The sequence below is a fragment of the Microbacterium sp. SLBN-111 genome (genome assembly GCF_049739645.1).
Taxonomy (GTDB): domain Bacteria; phylum Actinomycetota; class Actinomycetes; order Actinomycetales; family Microbacteriaceae; genus Microbacterium.
The window spans coordinates 3,238,028-3,253,544 of record NZ_JBMGQH010000001.1 but is presented as its reverse complement, the minus strand read 5'-3'; the positions used below and the strand labels follow the sequence as shown (position 1 = coordinate 3,253,544).

18 protein-coding genes and 2 tRNA genes are annotated in these 15,517 nt (G+C 69.7%); 7 read left to right on the top strand and 13 right to left on the bottom strand.

From position 1 onward, the window contains the following. Positions 1–7: 7 nt before the first annotated feature. The 4 genes from RKD05_RS15180 to RKD05_RS15165 form a co-directional block, all read right to left on the bottom strand. A complete protein-coding gene (locus RKD05_RS15180) occupies positions 8–193 on the bottom strand; it encodes a zf-TFIIB domain-containing protein (RefSeq protein ID WP_424711148.1) in 186 nt (61 codons plus the stop codon). Then, complete coding sequence (locus RKD05_RS15175) at positions 190–1,521, bottom strand: glutathionylspermidine synthase family protein (protein WP_424711147.1); 1,332 nt, start codon at positions 1,519–1,521, stop codon at positions 190–192. The genes RKD05_RS15180 and RKD05_RS15175 overlap by 4 nt, the downstream gene beginning before the upstream one ends. Before the next feature lie 2 nt (positions 1,522–1,523). Next, positions 1,524–1,985 carry a hypothetical protein gene (locus tag RKD05_RS15170; RefSeq protein ID WP_424711145.1) on the bottom strand — a complete coding sequence of 154 codons (462 nt, stop codon included), beginning with the start codon at positions 1,983–1,985 and terminating at the stop codon, positions 1,524–1,526. 217 nt (positions 1,986–2,202) lie between these two features. Continuing rightward, positions 2,203–2,415 (bottom strand): DUF3263 domain-containing protein, encoded by a 213-nt coding sequence (locus tag RKD05_RS15165; protein WP_424711144.1) that lies wholly within the window; start codon positions 2,413–2,415, stop codon positions 2,203–2,205. 742 nt (positions 2,416–3,157) lie between these two features. On the opposite strand from RKD05_RS15165, the gene RKD05_RS15160 reads away from it, so the two are divergent. From RKD05_RS15160 to RKD05_RS15150, 3 genes are all read left to right on the top strand, one after another. Beyond that, complete coding sequence (locus tag RKD05_RS15160) at positions 3,158–3,307, top strand: hypothetical protein (protein ID WP_424711142.1); 150 nt, start codon at positions 3,158–3,160, stop codon at positions 3,305–3,307. Continuing rightward, positions 3,304–3,528 (top strand): XRE family transcriptional regulator, encoded by a 225-nt coding sequence (locus RKD05_RS15155; protein WP_424711141.1) that lies wholly within the window; start codon positions 3,304–3,306, stop codon positions 3,526–3,528. Before RKD05_RS15160 ends, RKD05_RS15155 begins: the two co-directional genes overlap by 4 nt. Positions 3,529–3,638: 110 nt before the next feature. Next, positions 3,639–4,355 carry a hypothetical protein gene (locus tag RKD05_RS15150; protein WP_424711139.1) on the top strand — a complete coding sequence of 239 codons (717 nt, stop codon included), beginning with the start codon at positions 3,639–3,641 and terminating at the stop codon, positions 4,353–4,355. 91 nt (positions 4,356–4,446) lie between these two features. Here RKD05_RS15150 and RKD05_RS15145 read toward each other — a convergent pair whose 3' ends face one another. Further along, a complete protein-coding gene (locus RKD05_RS15145; protein WP_424711138.1) occupies positions 4,447–4,767 on the bottom strand; it encodes a hypothetical protein in 321 nt (106 codons plus the stop codon). Between the two features lie 90 nt (positions 4,768–4,857). Continuing rightward, the gene (locus RKD05_RS15140; RefSeq protein WP_424711136.1) at positions 4,858–5,052 is read right to left on the bottom strand and encodes a hypothetical protein; all 195 of its coding nucleotides are present in this window, start codon (positions 5,050–5,052) and stop codon (positions 4,858–4,860) included. Between the two features lie 145 nt (positions 5,053–5,197). On the opposite strand from RKD05_RS15140, the gene RKD05_RS15135 reads away from it, so the two are divergent. Both RKD05_RS15135 and RKD05_RS15130 read left to right on the top strand, forming a co-directional pair. Continuing rightward, positions 5,198–5,485, top strand: coding sequence for an ImmA/IrrE family metallo-endopeptidase (locus RKD05_RS15135; RefSeq protein ID WP_424711135.1), 288 nt, complete (start codon positions 5,198–5,200; stop codon positions 5,483–5,485). A gap of 438 nt (positions 5,486–5,923) precedes the next feature. Then, positions 5,924–6,814 (top strand): tyrosine-type recombinase/integrase, encoded by an 891-nt coding sequence (locus RKD05_RS15130; RefSeq protein WP_424711134.1) that lies wholly within the window; start codon positions 5,924–5,926, stop codon positions 6,812–6,814. A gap of 46 nt (positions 6,815–6,860) precedes the next feature. Here RKD05_RS15130 and RKD05_RS15125 read toward each other — a convergent pair. Both RKD05_RS15125 and RKD05_RS15120 read right to left on the bottom strand, forming a co-directional pair. After that, positions 6,861–6,934: transfer RNA gene (locus tag RKD05_RS15125), tRNA-Ile, on the bottom strand. Between the two features lie 174 nt (positions 6,935–7,108). After that, positions 7,109–8,071 carry a DMT family transporter gene (locus RKD05_RS15120; protein ID WP_424711132.1) on the bottom strand — a complete coding sequence of 321 codons (963 nt, stop codon included), beginning with the start codon at positions 8,069–8,071 and terminating at the stop codon, positions 7,109–7,111. Between the two features lie 41 nt (positions 8,072–8,112). Here RKD05_RS15120 and def point away from each other — a divergent pair, with 41 nt between their 5' ends. Further along, positions 8,113–8,679, top strand: a complete 567-nt coding sequence (gene def / locus RKD05_RS15115) for a peptide deformylase (protein ID WP_424711131.1) — start codon at positions 8,113–8,115, stop codon at positions 8,677–8,679. Between the two features lie 6 nt (positions 8,680–8,685). On the opposite strand, the gene RKD05_RS15110 is transcribed toward def, so the two are convergent. Further along, a complete protein-coding gene (locus RKD05_RS15110; protein ID WP_424711130.1) occupies positions 8,686–11,043 on the bottom strand; it encodes an acyltransferase family protein in 2,358 nt (785 codons plus the stop codon). 129 nt (positions 11,044–11,172) lie between these two features. Here RKD05_RS15110 and RKD05_RS15105 point away from each other — a divergent pair, with 129 nt between their 5' ends. Beyond that, entirely contained in the window at positions 11,173–11,322 is a 150-nt protein-coding gene (locus tag RKD05_RS15105) for a hypothetical protein (RefSeq protein ID WP_424711129.1), read from the top strand. A 61-nt stretch (positions 11,323–11,383) separates the two neighbouring features. On the opposite strand, the gene RKD05_RS15100 is transcribed toward RKD05_RS15105, so the two are convergent. From RKD05_RS15100 to RKD05_RS15085, 4 genes are all read right to left on the bottom strand, one after another. Then, positions 11,384–11,456 (bottom strand) — tRNA-Asn (locus RKD05_RS15100). A gap of 62 nt (positions 11,457–11,518) precedes the next feature. Then, complete coding sequence (locus RKD05_RS15095) at positions 11,519–12,292, bottom strand: ATP-binding cassette domain-containing protein (protein ID WP_022878001.1); 774 nt, start codon at positions 12,290–12,292, stop codon at positions 11,519–11,521. 55 nt (positions 12,293–12,347) lie between these two features. Continuing rightward, entirely contained in the window at positions 12,348–14,195 is a 1,848-nt protein-coding gene (gene dnaG, locus RKD05_RS15090; protein ID WP_424711128.1) for a DNA primase, read from the bottom strand. Further along, positions 14,195–15,517 carry a deoxyguanosinetriphosphate triphosphohydrolase gene (locus RKD05_RS15085; protein ID WP_424711127.1) on the bottom strand — a complete coding sequence of 441 codons (1,323 nt, stop codon included), beginning with the start codon at positions 15,515–15,517 and terminating at the stop codon, positions 14,195–14,197. The genes dnaG and RKD05_RS15085 overlap by 1 nt, the downstream gene beginning before the upstream one ends.

The window sequence follows — 15,517 nt, the reverse complement described above, 5'->3', positions numbered from 1 at the left end:
ATCCGTGTCAGTCGTCCCAGGGGTCCTCGTCGTCCTGACCTCCGGAGCGCGACCACGCGAGCCGGAAGCCACATTCCCGGCACTCGTCGGCATCCACTCCCTCATCCAGGAGCGGATGCATCGTGATGCCGCACGACGGGCAGATCGGCTGTGCGCTGTCGCCCTCGTCGTCGTACGGGAAGAGGAAGGTCATCGCGGGCCGCCGACGACCGTGTGCGGGAGGAAGTTGGCGAAGTTGTCGGTGATCGGGCCGCGGCTCTCGCGCACGGCCATGCCGGACGGCTCGCCGTCGATCATCCACACGCCGACCACGGTGCTCACGTCGACGCCCTCCTCTCGTCGCCGGAACCGCGGCGGTTCCGCGAGCTCCTGCACGATGAAACCTTCCGCGCCATAGCCCTGTTCCTCACCGCGGATCCGCACGCCGCTCGGGTGACTCAGGGTGATGTCGGCGCCCTCGCGCGCGAGGATCGGCTTCCGCGCGTACCCGGTGCGGTTCACCGAGAACGGCTCGTCGCCGTCGAACCAGGCGGGGAGGAGATACTTCCGACCGTCCTCCGATTTCCCGAACAGGTGCCACAGGACGGGGAGGATCGCCTTGTTGCTCCACAGCATCTTGTAGGGCGGCTCGATCCAGATCGTCCCGCCGGAGTACGGGTTCCGGTCGAGGCCGGAGTGGAGCAGGTCGGCGAAGATCGCGTCGGCGTTCTGCTCGCGCGCGAGGTGCTCCCACGGGTAGAGCTTGAAGATCACGTCGATGTGCTCGCCGCCCTGCCCGGCGTAGAAGCGACCGTCGTCACCGAGCCAGATGTTCTCGATGTAGATCGTCTCCACGCGATAGCCGGCGAGCTGACACGTGTCGCGAAGGACGAGCGTGTTCATCTCGTCCTCGTGCGAGGGGTCGACCTCGCTGCACGCGAAGAACACCGTGGGCTCATGGCCGATCTTCGCCGAGATGAGCGCCAGGTTCCGCTTCCACGCGGCGATGAGGTCTTCGTACATGTTGGTCCACTGCGAGACCGTCTGGCCGCCCGGCTCGAGAGAGAAACGCGGCCGGTTGTCCTCGAACCAGTCCCACTGCACGAGCGACTCGACGAGCGAGGTGGGCGTGTCGGCGTTGAACTCATAGAGCTTCGGCGTGCGCAGGCCGGGGTCGGGGTGCGCGACCCCGCCGAAGCGGAAGTCGTACCGCCCGAGGATCGAGCCGCACGCCGGCTCCTCGTTCCAGCTGTCGACGACGGCCCGCATCGCGACCGTCGGGATCTGGAACTTCTGGAGATGCCACGCCCCCTGTGGCGACAACAGCCAGTCACCGGCATCCTGAAGCATCCGGAAGATCGCAGTGGATGCCTCTTCCAAGGCGACGATGTCGTCGGCGGTCATCTCGTAATAGGCGTCATCCCGCCAGTAGCGGTAGAGCTCCGGATGATCGGATCGCGGGTCCTCGTGCGTGTAGACGAGACCCGCCTCCTGCACTCTCGCGAGGTAGTCGGGCCGCGCCGGGATCAGACGACGCTGCATGCTCAGCCGCCCGTCCCGTGGGCGCCGTCGCCGTCGCCGCCGAAGCCGCCGGGCTTGCCGCCCGATCCCCCGGACCCGCTGCCGAATCCGGCGGGCTTGCCCGTGGAGGCCGAGATCCCGTTGGACACGCGCCCGCTCGACGACAGCCCCGCGGCCGCGCGCGCCGCCGCGTCGCTCGCGGCGAAGCGGGACGTCGACATCGCCGGGTCCAGCCGCGAGCCCACCGGGAGACCACCCGCGTACCGGCCGATCAGGAACCACGCCAGCGCCGAGCCTCCGCCGCTGTGCCCGGTGCTCGTGTCGTCGCAGAGGGACTCGTCGACGATCGTGTTCTGCTCGTCGACGCAGTACACCGTGTCGGACGGCGTGCTCTCGAACTGATCGTCGGCGCAGCCGGCCAGGACGAGCGCCGCCATCGCGGCGACGGCGGGCAGCGCGATCCGTCGCGTCCGGGGTGGGGTCATGTCCACGATCCTTCCAGCCGCGGGCGTACCCGTCTGCCCCGCGCACGCACGGACCCGACGGATCCGGGGGAACCCGAGAGTAGGGCGGGTGGGACTTGAACTCTCTCCACGCCCGCCTGGCACCGCGTTACCCGCGGAATCGCGCGGGTCATGCGGTGGTGTGCGGTGGCGTACGCACGGGTGCGGCGGGGGTGAATGTGGGCAAAATGTGGGCAGATTAGCTCGCCTGTCGACGGCCACCGGCAGCTCGCTGACGCAGGAGTCTTCGGACGAGCATGGGCTTGGCCTCGAGCGCTTCTCGCGTATCGATCGCGCGCTCCAGGAGCTGTAAGTACCGCGCAGGTGGGACGTGGAAGCGGGCGCGGATCGCGTCGCCCTTCTGGCCTGACCACCTCGCCCACTGCTCCTCGAAGTCGAGCAGCTCCGTCATCTCGATGCTGGGCGTGTGGACAGTCTCCTCGGGGCCTCCGACATCCGGGCTACGCATCCCCCGATGCCCCTCCCGCCACCGCTCGCGTGCCCGCTCTGCGGGTCGGTGATCGCGGCGACCTAGTGCCACGCGTGCCGCATCCACGTCATCCCCGTGGCGGTGGAGTGACGTAGCCTGGTGCACTCTCGGCCGGGGAAAGGGGAATCCCGTGGCTGAGTGGCACCCGATCATGGCCGCCGTCGAAGACCCGCCTGGGACGTGGCGGATAATTGACCCTCAGGGCCGGGAGTACGGGCGCGATCGAGATCCGCCGTGTCGACGCCGGCCGCGTCATCGCCTAGCGTGCCGAGCGTGACGGCGTGGTGCTCGGGTGGGCGTCCTCGCTGCGTCCCGCGTGCTTCAAGGTCCACGGTGCCATGCTCGCGTCCCTCGCACCGTCGGGCGGTGCTGTGGCCATTGGGGTGAGCTCACCGGCAACGGCAGGCGGAGGCGACAGTAAAGCGGTGACGTTCCATACATCCTAACGTTGCATAATGCATCGTAAGGTTGTGTGATTAGAGCACAACAACAGACAGGAGGTGAGATGTCCGAGATAGTGGACAACCTGGTCAAACTGATCACCGCCACCGCAGCCCCCATCACAGCCCTCGCGCTGTGGCGAAAGGCCGGTGAACGGAAGAAGGAATATCCAGAGGGGGCCGGAAGTAGACCTAGTACCTCCGTCCATTGTCCGACACCCACCATGAAGAAGCCATACGGATACGCCGCGACCGTGCTCGCGTTCGTCACCGCTGTCGTCGCTTTAAGCGTAGGCAGTACCTGGGCGGGCGCCTTCGCGGTGCTCACTGGTGCCCTCGCCGCCTACGCCACGATCGGCGGTGAGCGACGATGACACAGCACTACCTCTCGCGCGCTCAATTCGGGGAGCGCATCGGCGTCAAGCCCGCCTCGCTGGGGCGCTACAAGCTGCCCGAGCCCGATGCGATGATCGGCGACGTCCGAGGCTGGCTTCCCGACACGATCGACACCTGGCACGCCGCGCGGCCAGGGAAGGGTGCCGGCGCAGGGCGCAAGCCGAAGCCCAGGGACAATCATGCAGGGCTGTCTGAATGAGCCGGCGAGGGTGCATTTTCTGCGGGTCGGTCACGAACAAGATGAGCCGTGAGCACATTTTCCACAGAGCCTGGGGAAAGCACATCCCGCACAGCCCTGCGACCGTGCGCTTGGACTACACCAGCTACCGCAGCGGCGACGAGAAGCTGACGGAAATGCCCGTGTCGATGTTCGAGGCTCAGGTTGGGGGCGTCTGCAAGCCATGCAACGAGTCGTGGATGAATCACATGGATCTGGCAGTCGGCCCACTCGTCATCGAACTCGCCAACCTCCGGGAACAAAGGATCCCCGCCGACCGGGTCGAAGCCTTCGCAACCTGGGCAGTGAAGGTGGCTCTACTCCGCGCTGAGGTGAACCGCGGCCGTGACTGGCACGCGCACCCGAAGATGCTCCACGACTTCTACCAATCTCAGCTACCCCCGAAGCGGGCCATCGTTCGGGCCGGACTCTCGAGGGAGTTGTTAAAGGAGGGTGGATCGAACGGATCGCTGCACCCAGAACCACTCGATCCGGCGATGCAAGAATTCGTCCGGGCCAACGACCATCGCGACGAGTTCCACCGCATCAACGTGGTCAGCTTCTCCCTCGGCGGCCTCTACGTCCACGTCATCCTTCCGTCATCTCGCGCCCCCCGCGTCAAAGTGGAACAGTTCGATGACCGGACGCGCGAGCTCGCCGGTCCGACCGCCCGCAAGCTCTGGCCCCCGGATGGGGGCGATGTTCGGCTCACCCATTGGATGACCCAGGACATCGCCGATCGAGTAGGCGAGGTGGCCTACCTCACTGCGGGAGTGAGATCTCGACCGATACCACCGCGCGCCACCTAACGCCGAACGCCCCCGGCGTCCGTTCATCCGAGAATGAAGGACGCCGGGGGTGTTGTGGTTCAAGGGCCCCGCAGGGGTGGGGTCAGGCGGCTCAGTGAGGGTCCGAAGTCATTCTGCGGAGAACGCGAGCCTGACGTTCACGGGCTTCGCGGAAGGCGCGCAGCGCGGCATCTGTCTCATCGCTGTCCTTCGCGACGACGATCCCGTCACCGAAGGTGGAGAGTACCTGCGTTTCGATGCGATTCGCTGCGTCGTCCATGGCGAGGGCCGATGCGTAGAGTTCGTCGCTGTCGATGCGCGATTGCGTCCACACGCCGATTCGGTCTGATGTCTCCGAGACCTCGTAGCCTTCAGGCAGTTCTTCGACAGCGTGCCCCCTCAGGGGGCCATCAATCAGCGTGTAGTGACTCATGCCGTTCATTCTGTCGGCCGTAGGGGAAATGCGAAACGCCCCCGGGGTCCGCCCACCACGAGGGGTGAAGGACGCCGGGGGCGGTCTTGTTCATGCCGGGGCGTCGGGCGCTCCGGTGACGGCTTCGATGATGACCTCCCGGCTGCCACCGTCGGCGACGTACTGCGCGGCCATGGTCGCGAGCTGCTGCGGCACCGCGGCGAGTCGCTGGCGCCGCTCCTGCTCGGCGAGCACCGCGTTGAGATGCTCTGCGAGCTGCTCATCGGTCAGCGTGGTCAGATCCATTGGATTTCGTCCTCTCCGGTCGGTCACAGCGCGGGGATGACGCCGTCAGCGGTGCCGGGTGCCGCGGTTGGCCATGGGTCGTTGGTGAACCAGACGAGACTGCCCTGGTAGAGCGTCGCCGTCGTGCCGGGCTGCAGCGGCCGACGTGCGCATCGAATACTCGCTTCTGCCACCCGACCGTGACGGGGAGTACCGCCACCGCCACAACGCCATCCGCCTCCGCCGCGGAATGTCCAGCCGACTACATCGATCAGTCCTCGCCCACGAGCTTGCACACGCCGTGTTCGGCCACGTGCCCAGCCGTTTCGGCCCGGAAGCGGCGAAGCAGGAGCGCGTCGCCGAGGAGTGGGCGGCCCTGCGGCCCTGCGGCCAATCCGTCACGAGGACTACAGGCGAGCGGAGGAGCTGCACGAGGGCCACCCTGGCGCGATAGCGTACGAACTCGGCGTCGTGCTTAGCATCGTCGAGGTTTACCGAGCGGTGCTCCTGAGCATCCAGGTCGAGGGGGAATCGCCCGACGTCGTCTATGTGCGACCTGCGGCTGGGCGCGGGCGGATGGACCTAGCGGCTCGAGGCTCCCGAGAGCGCCTGATGGCTGGCACCATCACGCCCTACGACACCGCGGCAGGGAAGCGATACCGGGTCCGCTACCGCAAGCCAGGCAAGACGCGGACCGGCAAGCGAGGGTTCCGCACGAAGCGCGACGCCGAGCTGTTCCTGGCATCCGTCAGCGTGTCGAAAGCGATCGGGCAATTCGTCGACCCGACAGCCGGGCGCGTCACCGTCTCCCACCTCGGGCCTGCCTGGCTCGCGAAGAAAGAGGGGCTCAAACCGTCGTCGTACCGACCGCTCGATCTAACCTGGCGCGTCTATGTCCTCCCGAAGTGCGGGCGCGTGCCCGTCGCTAGACGTGAAGGCATCCGACGTCGAAGCATGGATCACCCAACTCGGCGCCGGGAAGGCCCTGGCCGAGGGGCTCGGGGGGCGCAAGAACGGAAAGCTTCTATCGGCCTCGAGCGTGCTCCGCGACGTGGGAGCGCTCGCCGGGATCCTCGATGACGCGACGCGCGACGGCCGCATCCACAGCAACCCCGCGCGCGGCGCCGACAACGTCCCGAAGACAACCGGGAAGGCGCACCGTCGCTACCTCACCGACGCCGAGGTCATGCGCCTCGCCACCGCGATCGCTGACCCCACGAGTTCCACCCTCGTCGTGCTCCTCGCATACACCGGCATCCGATGGAGCGAGGCGGTCGGACTCCGCGTCCGCGACCTCAACATGCCCCGCCGCCGGCTCCACGTGCGCCGCCCGTCGTCGAGATCGACGCCTCTTCCACGAAGGCGAACCGAAGTCCTGGGAGCGCCGCACTGTCGCGTTCCCCGCGTTCCTCGACCACGCGCTCGCGGCGCTCTGCATCGCGAAGGGCCCCGACGACACCATCTTCACCGATGGCGCGAACTACATCCGCCAGCCGCACACGTCCAAGTCATGGTTCCTCACGGCCTGCGGACCGCCGAGATCGAACGGCTCACGCCGCACGACCTGCGCCACACCGCGGCATCCCTCGCCGTGTCAGCAGGCGCCAACGTGAAGGTGCTCCAGGGAATTCTCGGGCATAAGTCGGCCGCCATGACGCTCGACACGTACGCGGATCTCTTCGACGACGACCTCGACAACGTCGCCTCGCTCCTCAACACCCGCGCGAACTCCGCAGCGGATGTGGGCAATGTTTGGGCAGACCCCGGAATCCGCGCGTCCTGAGCAAAAAAAGCCCCCCAATCAGGCATTGCCTGTCGGAGGGCTTGAGTAGGGCGGGTGGGACTTGAACCCACGATCGTCGGGTTATGAGCCCGCTGCCTTGACCAGCTTGGCCACCGCCCCCTGTGTTCCCCGAGCCTACCGGCATCCATCCCTCCTCGCCGAAGCTGCCGGATCACGTGATCTGACGCCCCGCACACCCCGCCGAGAGTCCACGATCGGGTCGAGCGCCCAGGGGCGGGTCGACCGGAGCGTGAGCGCTCGACCGGATCGAGAGCGCTCGGCGCGGCGAAGCCGTCAGACGACGCGGGGCTTCTTGCGCTTGCCGTCGGCCGTCACCTGGGGGTGGTGGCGGGTCAGCTGGATGACGCCCCACGTCGCGATCGCGCCGGCGATCACGAAGCCGATCAGGGCCCACGCGGGAGCCGTCGACGCCTCGCCGAGGACCGCCAGGCCGATGAGCACGGCGACGATCGGGTCGATGACCGTGAGACCGGCGATCACGAGGTCGGGCGGCCCGACCGAGTACGCCGTCTGCACGAAGTACGCGCCGACCGCGACCGCGGCGAGCAGCGCCACGACGCACAGCAACGTCAGCCACTCGAAATTCCCGGCCTGGATGCGGCTGATGATGACCTTCGCGAGCGTCGCGACGAAACCGTAGATGACGCCCGCGGCCATGATGTAGAACAGCGCCTGCGCGCGACGGCGCACGAGGAACCAGAACGCCCCGAACACCACGACCACCACGGCCAGGATGCCGAGGATGATCAGCAGCTCGCGCGAGGTGACGATGTGCTCGGTCGCGAAGAACGCCGCGATCGTCACGAAGATGAAGATGCCGCCGACGCACGCGGCGATCGCGATGAGCGACTGCCGCGTCGGCTTGTGGTGGGTCACCCGGGCGTTGAGGATCGTCGTGATCACCAGCGCGATCGCGCCAAGGGGTTGCACGAGGATCAGCGGAGCGACTGACAGAGCCGCGAGCTGACACACGATCGCGAGGCCGAGCATCAGCGTGCCGGCCACCCAGGACGGGCGCGTCAGCAGTGACGTCACCTGCGACCGCGAGAGTCCGCCGGTCGTCTTGCCGGACAGTCGCTCGACCTTCTGCACCCCGCGGTGCTGGTACTGCGCGCCGAACGACATGAAGACCGCGCCCAGCAGCGCCAGCGGGATACCGAGCAGAATGCGGGGATCGCGGAAGACGCCGACGAGCTGATCGATACCGTCGGTGAGGGAGACATCGAGCGGAATCACCCTCCGACGATAGCCGCCGTATCGCCGCATAGGCTGGTGACGTGGCCGTTCTCCCTATCCGCATCATGGGCGATCCCGTCCTGCACGCCCCCGCTTCCCGCGTCGACGAAATCACCGACGACATCCGCACGCTCGTCGCCGACATGTTCGAGACGATGGATGCCGCCCCCGGCGTGGGCCTCGCGGCCCCCCAGGTCGGCGTCGGCCTGCGCATCTTCACGTACACGTACGAGGACGACGAGGGTCAGCTGTGGCGCGGGGTCGTAATCAACCCCGAGCTGTGGATCCGTCCGCTCGAGCCCGGCTATCCCGACCCCGACGAGGAGTCCGAGGGATGCCTCTCGTTCCCGGGTGAGCGCTTCCCGCTGCGCCGTTCCGAGGCGGCGCTCCTCACGGGCGTCGACCTCGACGGCCAGCCGGTGCGCATCGAGGTCTCGGGGTGGCGTGCCCGCATCCTGCAGCACGAGTTCGACCATCTCGACGGCGTGCTCTATGTCGACCGCCTCGACGAGGAGGACAGCCGCACGGTCGCGAAGATCGCGAAGAAGCGCAAGTGGGGCAAGCCCGGCGCCTCCTGGATGCCAGGAGTCGACGACATCGACGCGTGACGCGTCTCAGTACAGCCCGCGGGACTGTAGCTCCTGCTGCAGGATCGGGGTTAGGCGTTCGGCGAACGCGGGCGTCAGGTGCGTGTCGTCGTACCGCACCGGCGTATCGCCCGCGAAGGCCGGGCAGACGTTCTGCCAGCACGTGAACGGCAGCGCGCTGATGGCGTTGTTGCCGGTGGCCGCGGCTTCGGCCTCGGTCGCGGTCTCCATCTGCGTCCACACGTCGTCCACCGCGGCGAGGCACGCCGACGGGCCGGTTACGGGCGAATAGCACCGGTCGAGGTCGGCGCCGTGGGGCGGCGGGGAGAGGAACACTGTGCGTCCGGCCGGCGCCCAGGTGCCGATCTCCGCGAACGTCGACGCGGCCAGCTGCGTCGGATCGAGCGACGCCCCGCCGACCGCCGTGCCGAGCGTGAACGCGTTCGAGACGATGACGAGGTCGGCCGGATCGGCGGCGACCATCGCCCGCACCTGCGCTTTCCGGGTCTCGCACCCAGCGTTGACCGCCGGATCGCGGCTCTCGATCATGACGTCGGTGAAGCGGCATCCATACATTCCGACCGTCGTCGCGCGCCACGCTCCCCCGCTCTGCTCCGCGAGCTTCGCGATCGCCGGCGCGTACGCCATCGCGCTGGAGTCGCCGACGAGATACAGATGACGGGATGCCGCGGGGTCACCGAACGTGCATCGTGCGGGGTCGGGGGCGATGTCGGGGGTGAAGCAGTCGTGCGCCCGGTTGTCGGACGACGATTCGCGGATGACCTCGTCGAGTCCGGGGTGGAGGTCGGGCCAGGCGTCCGCGCTGACGGCGGCGGCGAGCTGCGCCTGCAGGGTCGGCAGGGCCTCGGCGACTTCCGCCGGGTCGGCGGTCGGCGCGGCCACGAGACCGGGGAGCTGCAGGACAGGAGCGCCGTACGCGACGAACACGGCGAGCACTGTGGCCCCCGCGCCGATCGTCAGCACTGCGGCGGCGAGTCCCATGCGGGCGGAGAAGCGTTCGCGCCACGCGGCCCAGGTGAGGGGGCGGGCGGCGGTGGGTTCCGGTTGCCGTTCGGGTGCGGGCGCGACGGGCGGTGCCGGGGTCGGCTGCGGTTCCGGCACCGGTTGCGGTTCGGGCGCCGGGGGCACGGCATCCGGTTCCGTCATCCGGGGACGCGAACCGGGGTAGTAGCGCTGGCCGGGCACCCATCCGGCCGGGCGGGAGGCCAGCGCCGCCGGTCGTGCGGCAGGCGCCGGTGCTGGGGCGACCGGCTCGGGCACGACCTGCTCCTCCTCCGTCACGGTACGGCTCCGCTCGAGCCACGGCGAACGGTGGATCGGTTGCTCAATACCCAGGTAGGTCGCGACCGTGAGGACCGCGGTGATCAGCAGCACGATCGGCATCCAGAAGGGTCCGGGCGGGAGGAGGACCTCCGCGAACACGATCGCGGGCAGGTGCCACAGGTACAGCGAGTACGAGACGTTGCCGAGTGCGACGCTCAGCGGGTTGGTGAGCGGGAAGAGGTGGCGGTGGCGCGGGTCTCCCCCGATGCCGCCCGCGATGAGGAGCGCCGCACCGGCCACGGGGAGCGCCGCCCACGGAGCGGGAAACGGCGAGGTGGGTTCGATGAGGACGAAGGATGCCACGACCACCGCGAGTCCGCCCCAGGCGAGGAGGCCGCGCAGCGGTGCCGGCATCCGGCCGAGGACGGGCGCGAGGGCGGCGAGCACGGCACCCACGCCGAGTTCTCCGGCCCGCGCGAGCGTCGAGAAGTACGCCCCTGCCGGATCGGTCGCGGTGAGCTGCGCCGCGGCCACCGTGGAGGCCGCGACGAGCGCGAGGGCGATAACGCCGGTGAGCCGGCGTGCCGCGGGGCCCCGCCGCGCGGCCGCGGGCAGGAAGGCGACAGCGGCGAGCAGGAGGAGCGGCCACACGAGCGAGAACTGCTCCTCGATCGACAGCGACCAGAAGTGCTGCAGCGGCGAGACGTCGGTGGATGAGAAGTAGTCGCGCCCCTCGAGTCCGAACCGCCAGTTCGAGACCAGACCGAGTGCCGAGAGCGCGTCGCCCAGCGTCTGCTCGGCGCGGGCGCTGTGGAACACCGCGAAGCCGAGGCCGACCACCGTCGCCAGCACGAGCAGCGCGGCGGGGAGCAGGCGCCGGATACGGCGCGCGAAGAAGGCGCGCAGGTCGATCGATCCGGTGGTCGCGAGATCGCGGAGCAGAATGCCGGTGACGAGGAACCCCGAGAGGACGAAGAACACGTCGACGCCCGCGAATCCGCCGGTCGGCCACCCGGTGAGATGGCTCGCGACGACGCCGAGGACGGCCAGCGCGCGGAGTCCCTGGAGGTCGAGACGCGTGCGGGTCGGGGCGGTGGGCACGGGCGGCGGCATCCTCTCGGACCGCCGGATGCGGCCGGAGCGAGCTTACTGGAACCGCTCCCAGGGCACCGACCCGGACGCGCTGTCAACGGGATCGACCGCGGCGACGGTCCGTGATCGCCTGGGCGCATGACCGAACAGGACCGCACCCCCATCCCCGACCCCGCCGCGCAGAAGACCGACCGGCACGACACCTCGATCGTCCCCGACATGGAGGCGAACCCGGCGGAGGCCGAGGAGCACCGCCTCGACGACGAGGCGGATCCGGGCAAAAAGTAAGGCCCGGGGTGGAAGCCCGGGCCTAGGGTGAGAGCCGCGTTAGATGGACGCGGGTCTCTCGCTCCCCGGCTTGGACTCGAACCAAGAACCTATCGGTTAACAGCCGATTGCTCTGCCAATTGAGCTACCGAGGATCATGCCCACCTGGCGGCGGGCAACCAGACGATACTAACAGCACCGCGGCGCAGCGGAAAAATCAGCCGGCCGAAATCCGTCGGTCGGGCGCGCCGTCGGGCGTCCACTGCAGACCCTCGGTGCCATGACCGTACGCGACGACGTGCCCGGCGCGCAGCACGAGGACATCGGCATCCAGGTCGCGCGGGGCGTCCGAGTCGTTCGTGACGACGAGCGAGGCCATCCCCCGCTCGTCCCGTCGGCGCGTGAGCGCCGCGCGTACGGCCTGCCGCACCTCGACGTCGAGGTTGGCGTAGAGGTCATCGGCGACGAAGAGGCGCGGCTCGAGCACCAGGGCGCGGGCGAGTGCGACGCGCTGCCGCATGCCCGCGCTGAGCTCGTACGGGTACTTCGGCGAGGCGCCGAGCGGCAACTCCATCTCGTCGAGGAGCGTCGCGACGCGCACAGCGAGGGCGCGCGTGTTGACGCGGCGGTCCCGCGCGGTGATCGGCTCCGAGATGACCTCGTGCACCGTGAGTCGCGCCGGCAGGTTCGCGCCCGCGCCCTGCGGCAGGTACCCGGTGTGGAACGTCCACTCGCGCAGCGCGCGACCGGGATGCCGCGCCGAGATGCCGTGCACGCGCGCGTCTCCCCCGACGACGGTCAGTCCCTCGTCGGGGCGACCCGCGAGCAGCGAGGCCAGCGACGTCTTCCCCGACCCCGTCGGGCCCATCACGACCAGGCTGCCGGCGGCCGCGAGCGTGAAGGTCACGCCGTCGATCACACGGACGCCGTTACGGGCGAGCGAGAGGTCGTCGGCACGGACGGCGACGGCGGTGTCGAGGGACCGGGGCATGCTGACATCCTCCCCGACCGGCGGCGTCCGCGCCAGCCGATCGCGCCGCGCGGCGTCAGCCCGCGGTCAACCGCTGCCGGTCGGCATCCAATTCGCGCAGTCGCAACCGCAGACGGCGACCCTCCTCCGAATCGGCGGGAACGCGCTGGATGCCGCGCAGCAGTTCGTTCTTCTCGCGCTCCAGCTCGCGCACGAGGAGTCCGCGCGCGAGGTCGTTCGCGGAGGCCACCGCGCCCTCCTCGCTGCGCGCCGGGAACTCCGCCGTGAGCAGTTCGGCGGCGAGCGTCCGGAACGGCTCCCGCACCGCCTCGACGGCGGCGACGGCCCAGCCCGGCTGGGACAGATCCGTGGATGCCAGCGTGCTCCGCACCGCCTCGAGGGCGGGGTGGCCGAACGGGGTCTGCAGGGCGCGAAGGAACAGGTCGGGTTCGATGCGGTGCCCGTACTGCAGGAACGCCATCATCGCGCCGCGCTCGAGGGCGACGTCGCGCGTGTTCGGCAGCGACGCCATCGTCACCGAGACGGCGACGGGCGGGGGTGCCTCGGCTCCCCCGCGCTGCGCGTCGCGCTTCTCGGCTCGGTCGGCGCCGCGCGCCGCGCGTTCGACGGCGCTCTGCACCTCGGGGATGTCGAGACCGAGCCGCCGCGCGAGCACCCGCACGTACCCGGGCCGCAGCGCGGGGTCGCGGATGTCCGCGACGATCGGCGCCGCGGCGCGGAGCGCCCCCGCCCGCCCCTCGACGCTGGAGAGGTCGTAGTCCTTCAGGCGCTGGTCGATGACGAACTCGAACATCGGCGCCTTGTTGTCCAGGAGGGCGCGCACCGCACCGTCGCCGCGCTGCAGGCGCAGGTCGCACGGGTCGAGGCCCTCGGGAGCCACGGCGACGTACGTCTGCGCCGCGAAACGCTTCTCGTCGGCGAAGGCGCGCAGCGCCGCCTTCTGCCCGGCGGCATCCGGGTCGAAGGTGAAGACGACCTCGCCCGCGGCGGTGTCGTCGCCCATCACGCGCCGGAGCACCGTGATGTGGTCGCTGCCGAAGGCCGTGCCGCACGAGGCGATCGCGGTCGTGATGCCCGCGAGGTGGCAGGCCATGACGTCGGTGTACCCCTCGACCACGACGACGCGGTGCTCGCGCGAGATGTCGCGCTTGGCGAGGTCGAGGCCGTAGAGGACCTGCGCCTTCTTGTAGATCGGCGTCTCGGGGGTGTTGAGGTACTTCGGGCCCTGGTCGTCGTCGTAGAGCTTGCGCGCACCGAACCCGATCACCTGGCCGGTGACGTCGCGGATCGGCCACACGACGCGTCCGCGGAACCGGTCGTAGACCCCGCGCTGGCCCTGCGACACCAGGCCCGCCTGCACGAGTTCGTCGCGCGAGAACTTCTGCGCGAGCAGGTGGTCCATGAGCGACGACCAGCCCTTCGGGGCGTACCCGACGCCGAAGTGCGCCGCGGCTCCCGCGTCGAAGCCGCGGTCGCCGAGGAACCGGCGGGCGGTGTCGGCCTCCGGCGACAGCAGCTGCGCGCGGAAGTACTCCGCGGCGGCGGCGTTCGCCGCGTACAGGCGGGACCGACCGGTGGTCTCGGGCGCAGCACCGCCGTCCTCGTAGTGCAGCGTGTACCCGACGCGGGCGGCCATGCGCTCGACGGCCTCGGTGAACGAGACGTGGTCCATCGCGCGCAGGAACGAGTACACGTCGCCCGACTCGCCGCACCCGAAGCAGTGGTAGTACCCGACCTGGGGTCGCACGTGGAAGCTGGGGCTGCGCTCGTCGTGGAAGGGGCACAGACCCTTCATCGACCCGACGCCCGCGGGTTTCAGCGCGACGCGCTCACCGACGACGTCGGCGATGTTGACCCGCGCCTTGACCTCGTCGATGTCGGCCTGCCGGATACGCCCCGCCATCAGGCATCCGCTCCCCGCGGCGGTCGCGCACCCGGCGCCCAGACGCCGAGCTCGGCGGCATCCACGTCGCCCACGAGCCGGCCGTACCACGCGATCGCGAGCTGGTCGGTGAGGCTCGCGACCTGGTCGACGACCACGCGGCGGCGCGCGACGTCGTCCGTCGCGCCCTCGAAATCGGGCAGGTGCAGCGTGTCGAGCGACCCCGGGTTCTCCCACAGGGCGGATGCCAGACGCTTCAGCACGCGTCGCTGCTCGCGGTACAGCGCCTTGCGGCCGTCGATCGACACGACGGTCGCGCCGATGATGCCCTTGAGCACCGCCATCTCGGCCTCGACGACGCGCGGGACGACGACGTGCGCGCGGTACCGCGTGAGGTCGCGGACGGCGTAGGCCTCGCGAGTCGCGGTCGTGGCGGCACGCGCGAAGCGCCCGATGAGGTCGGACGTGAGGTTCTTCAGCCGCGCGAGCGCGGGGCGGGAGCCGTCGAACGACTCGATCCATTCGGGCAGCCGCATCAGCCGGTACAGGGCGTCGGCGAGCTCGTCGCGGGAGAAGTCGTAGCCGACCCACGTCTGGATCGCGGTGAGGAGCGACTCGTGACCGGCCGGGGATGCCAACGCGGCAGGGTCGATGTACCGGTTGACGACCGCGTCCTCGAAGTCGTGCACCGAGTACGCGATGTCGTCGGAGAGGTCCATGACCTCGGCCTCGATGCAGCGCACGCGTCCGGGCGCTGTCCCGCGCATCCAGTGGAACACCGGCTCGTCATCGGGGTACACGCCGAACTTCAACCGGCCGCCGGGGTCGGGAAGCGGAGCGTCGGCGGTCCACGGGTACTTGCACGTGGCATCCAGGCTCGCCCGCGTGAGGTTGAGCCCGAACGAGTGCCCGTCCGGGCCGATGACCTTCGGCTCGAGGCGCGTGAGGATCCGCAGCGTCTGCGCGTTGCCCTCGAAACCGCCGATGTCTTCCGCCCACTCGTTCATCGCCCGCTCGCCGTTGTGGCCGAACGGCGGGTGGCCGAGGTCGTGGCTGAGGCACGCGGTGTCGACGACGTCGGGCGACAGCTCGAGCGCCGTCGCGAGCTCGCGGCCGACCTGGGCGACCTCGAGCGAGTGCGTGAGGCGGTTGCGCGCGAAGTCGGCGGGGCTCGCGGGGCTCAGGACCTGGGTCTTCGCGGCGAGACGGCGGAGCGCCGCCGAGTGCAGCACACGCGCACGATCGCGCGCGAAATCATCGCGCTGCGAACGGTGCTGCTCTTCGTGGAACCGGGCGGCGTCGACGTCGTCGTACCCGGACGGGCGCGCGACGCCCACCGCCAC

Coding starts and splice junctions, on each gene's coding strand:
- RKD05_RS15180 (WP_424711148.1), bottom strand. CDS start 193: ATGACCTTCCTCTTCCCGTACGACGACGAGGGCGACAGCGCACAGCCG.
- RKD05_RS15175 (WP_424711147.1), bottom strand. CDS start 1,521: ATGCAGCGTCGTCTGATCCCGGCGCGGCCCGACTACCTCGCGAGAGTG.
- RKD05_RS15170 (WP_424711145.1), bottom strand. CDS start 1,985: ATGACCCCACCCCGGACGCGACGGATCGCGCTGCCCGCCGTCGCCGCG.
- RKD05_RS15165 (WP_424711144.1), bottom strand. CDS start 2,415: ATGACGGAGCTGCTCGACTTCGAGGAGCAGTGGGCGAGGTGGTCAGGC.
- RKD05_RS15160 (WP_424711142.1), top strand. CDS start 3,158: ATGAAGAAGCCATACGGATACGCCGCGACCGTGCTCGCGTTCGTCACC.
- RKD05_RS15155 (WP_424711141.1), top strand. CDS start 3,304: ATGACACAGCACTACCTCTCGCGCGCTCAATTCGGGGAGCGCATCGGC.
- RKD05_RS15145 (WP_424711138.1), bottom strand. CDS start 4,767: ATGAGTCACTACACGCTGATTGATGGCCCCCTGAGGGGGCACGCTGTC.
- RKD05_RS15140 (WP_424711136.1), bottom strand. CDS start 5,052: ATGGATCTGACCACGCTGACCGATGAGCAGCTCGCAGAGCATCTCAAC.
- RKD05_RS15130 (WP_424711134.1), top strand. CDS start 5,924: ATGTCCTCCCGAAGTGCGGGCGCGTGCCCGTCGCTAGACGTGAAGGCA.
- RKD05_RS15105 (WP_424711129.1), top strand. CDS start 11,173: ATGACCGAACAGGACCGCACCCCCATCCCCGACCCCGCCGCGCAGAAG.
- RKD05_RS15095 (WP_022878001.1), bottom strand. CDS start 12,292: ATGCCCCGGTCCCTCGACACCGCCGTCGCCGTCCGTGCCGACGACCTC.
- dnaG (WP_424711128.1), bottom strand. CDS start 14,195: ATGGCGGGGCGTATCCGGCAGGCCGACATCGACGAGGTCAAGGCGCGG.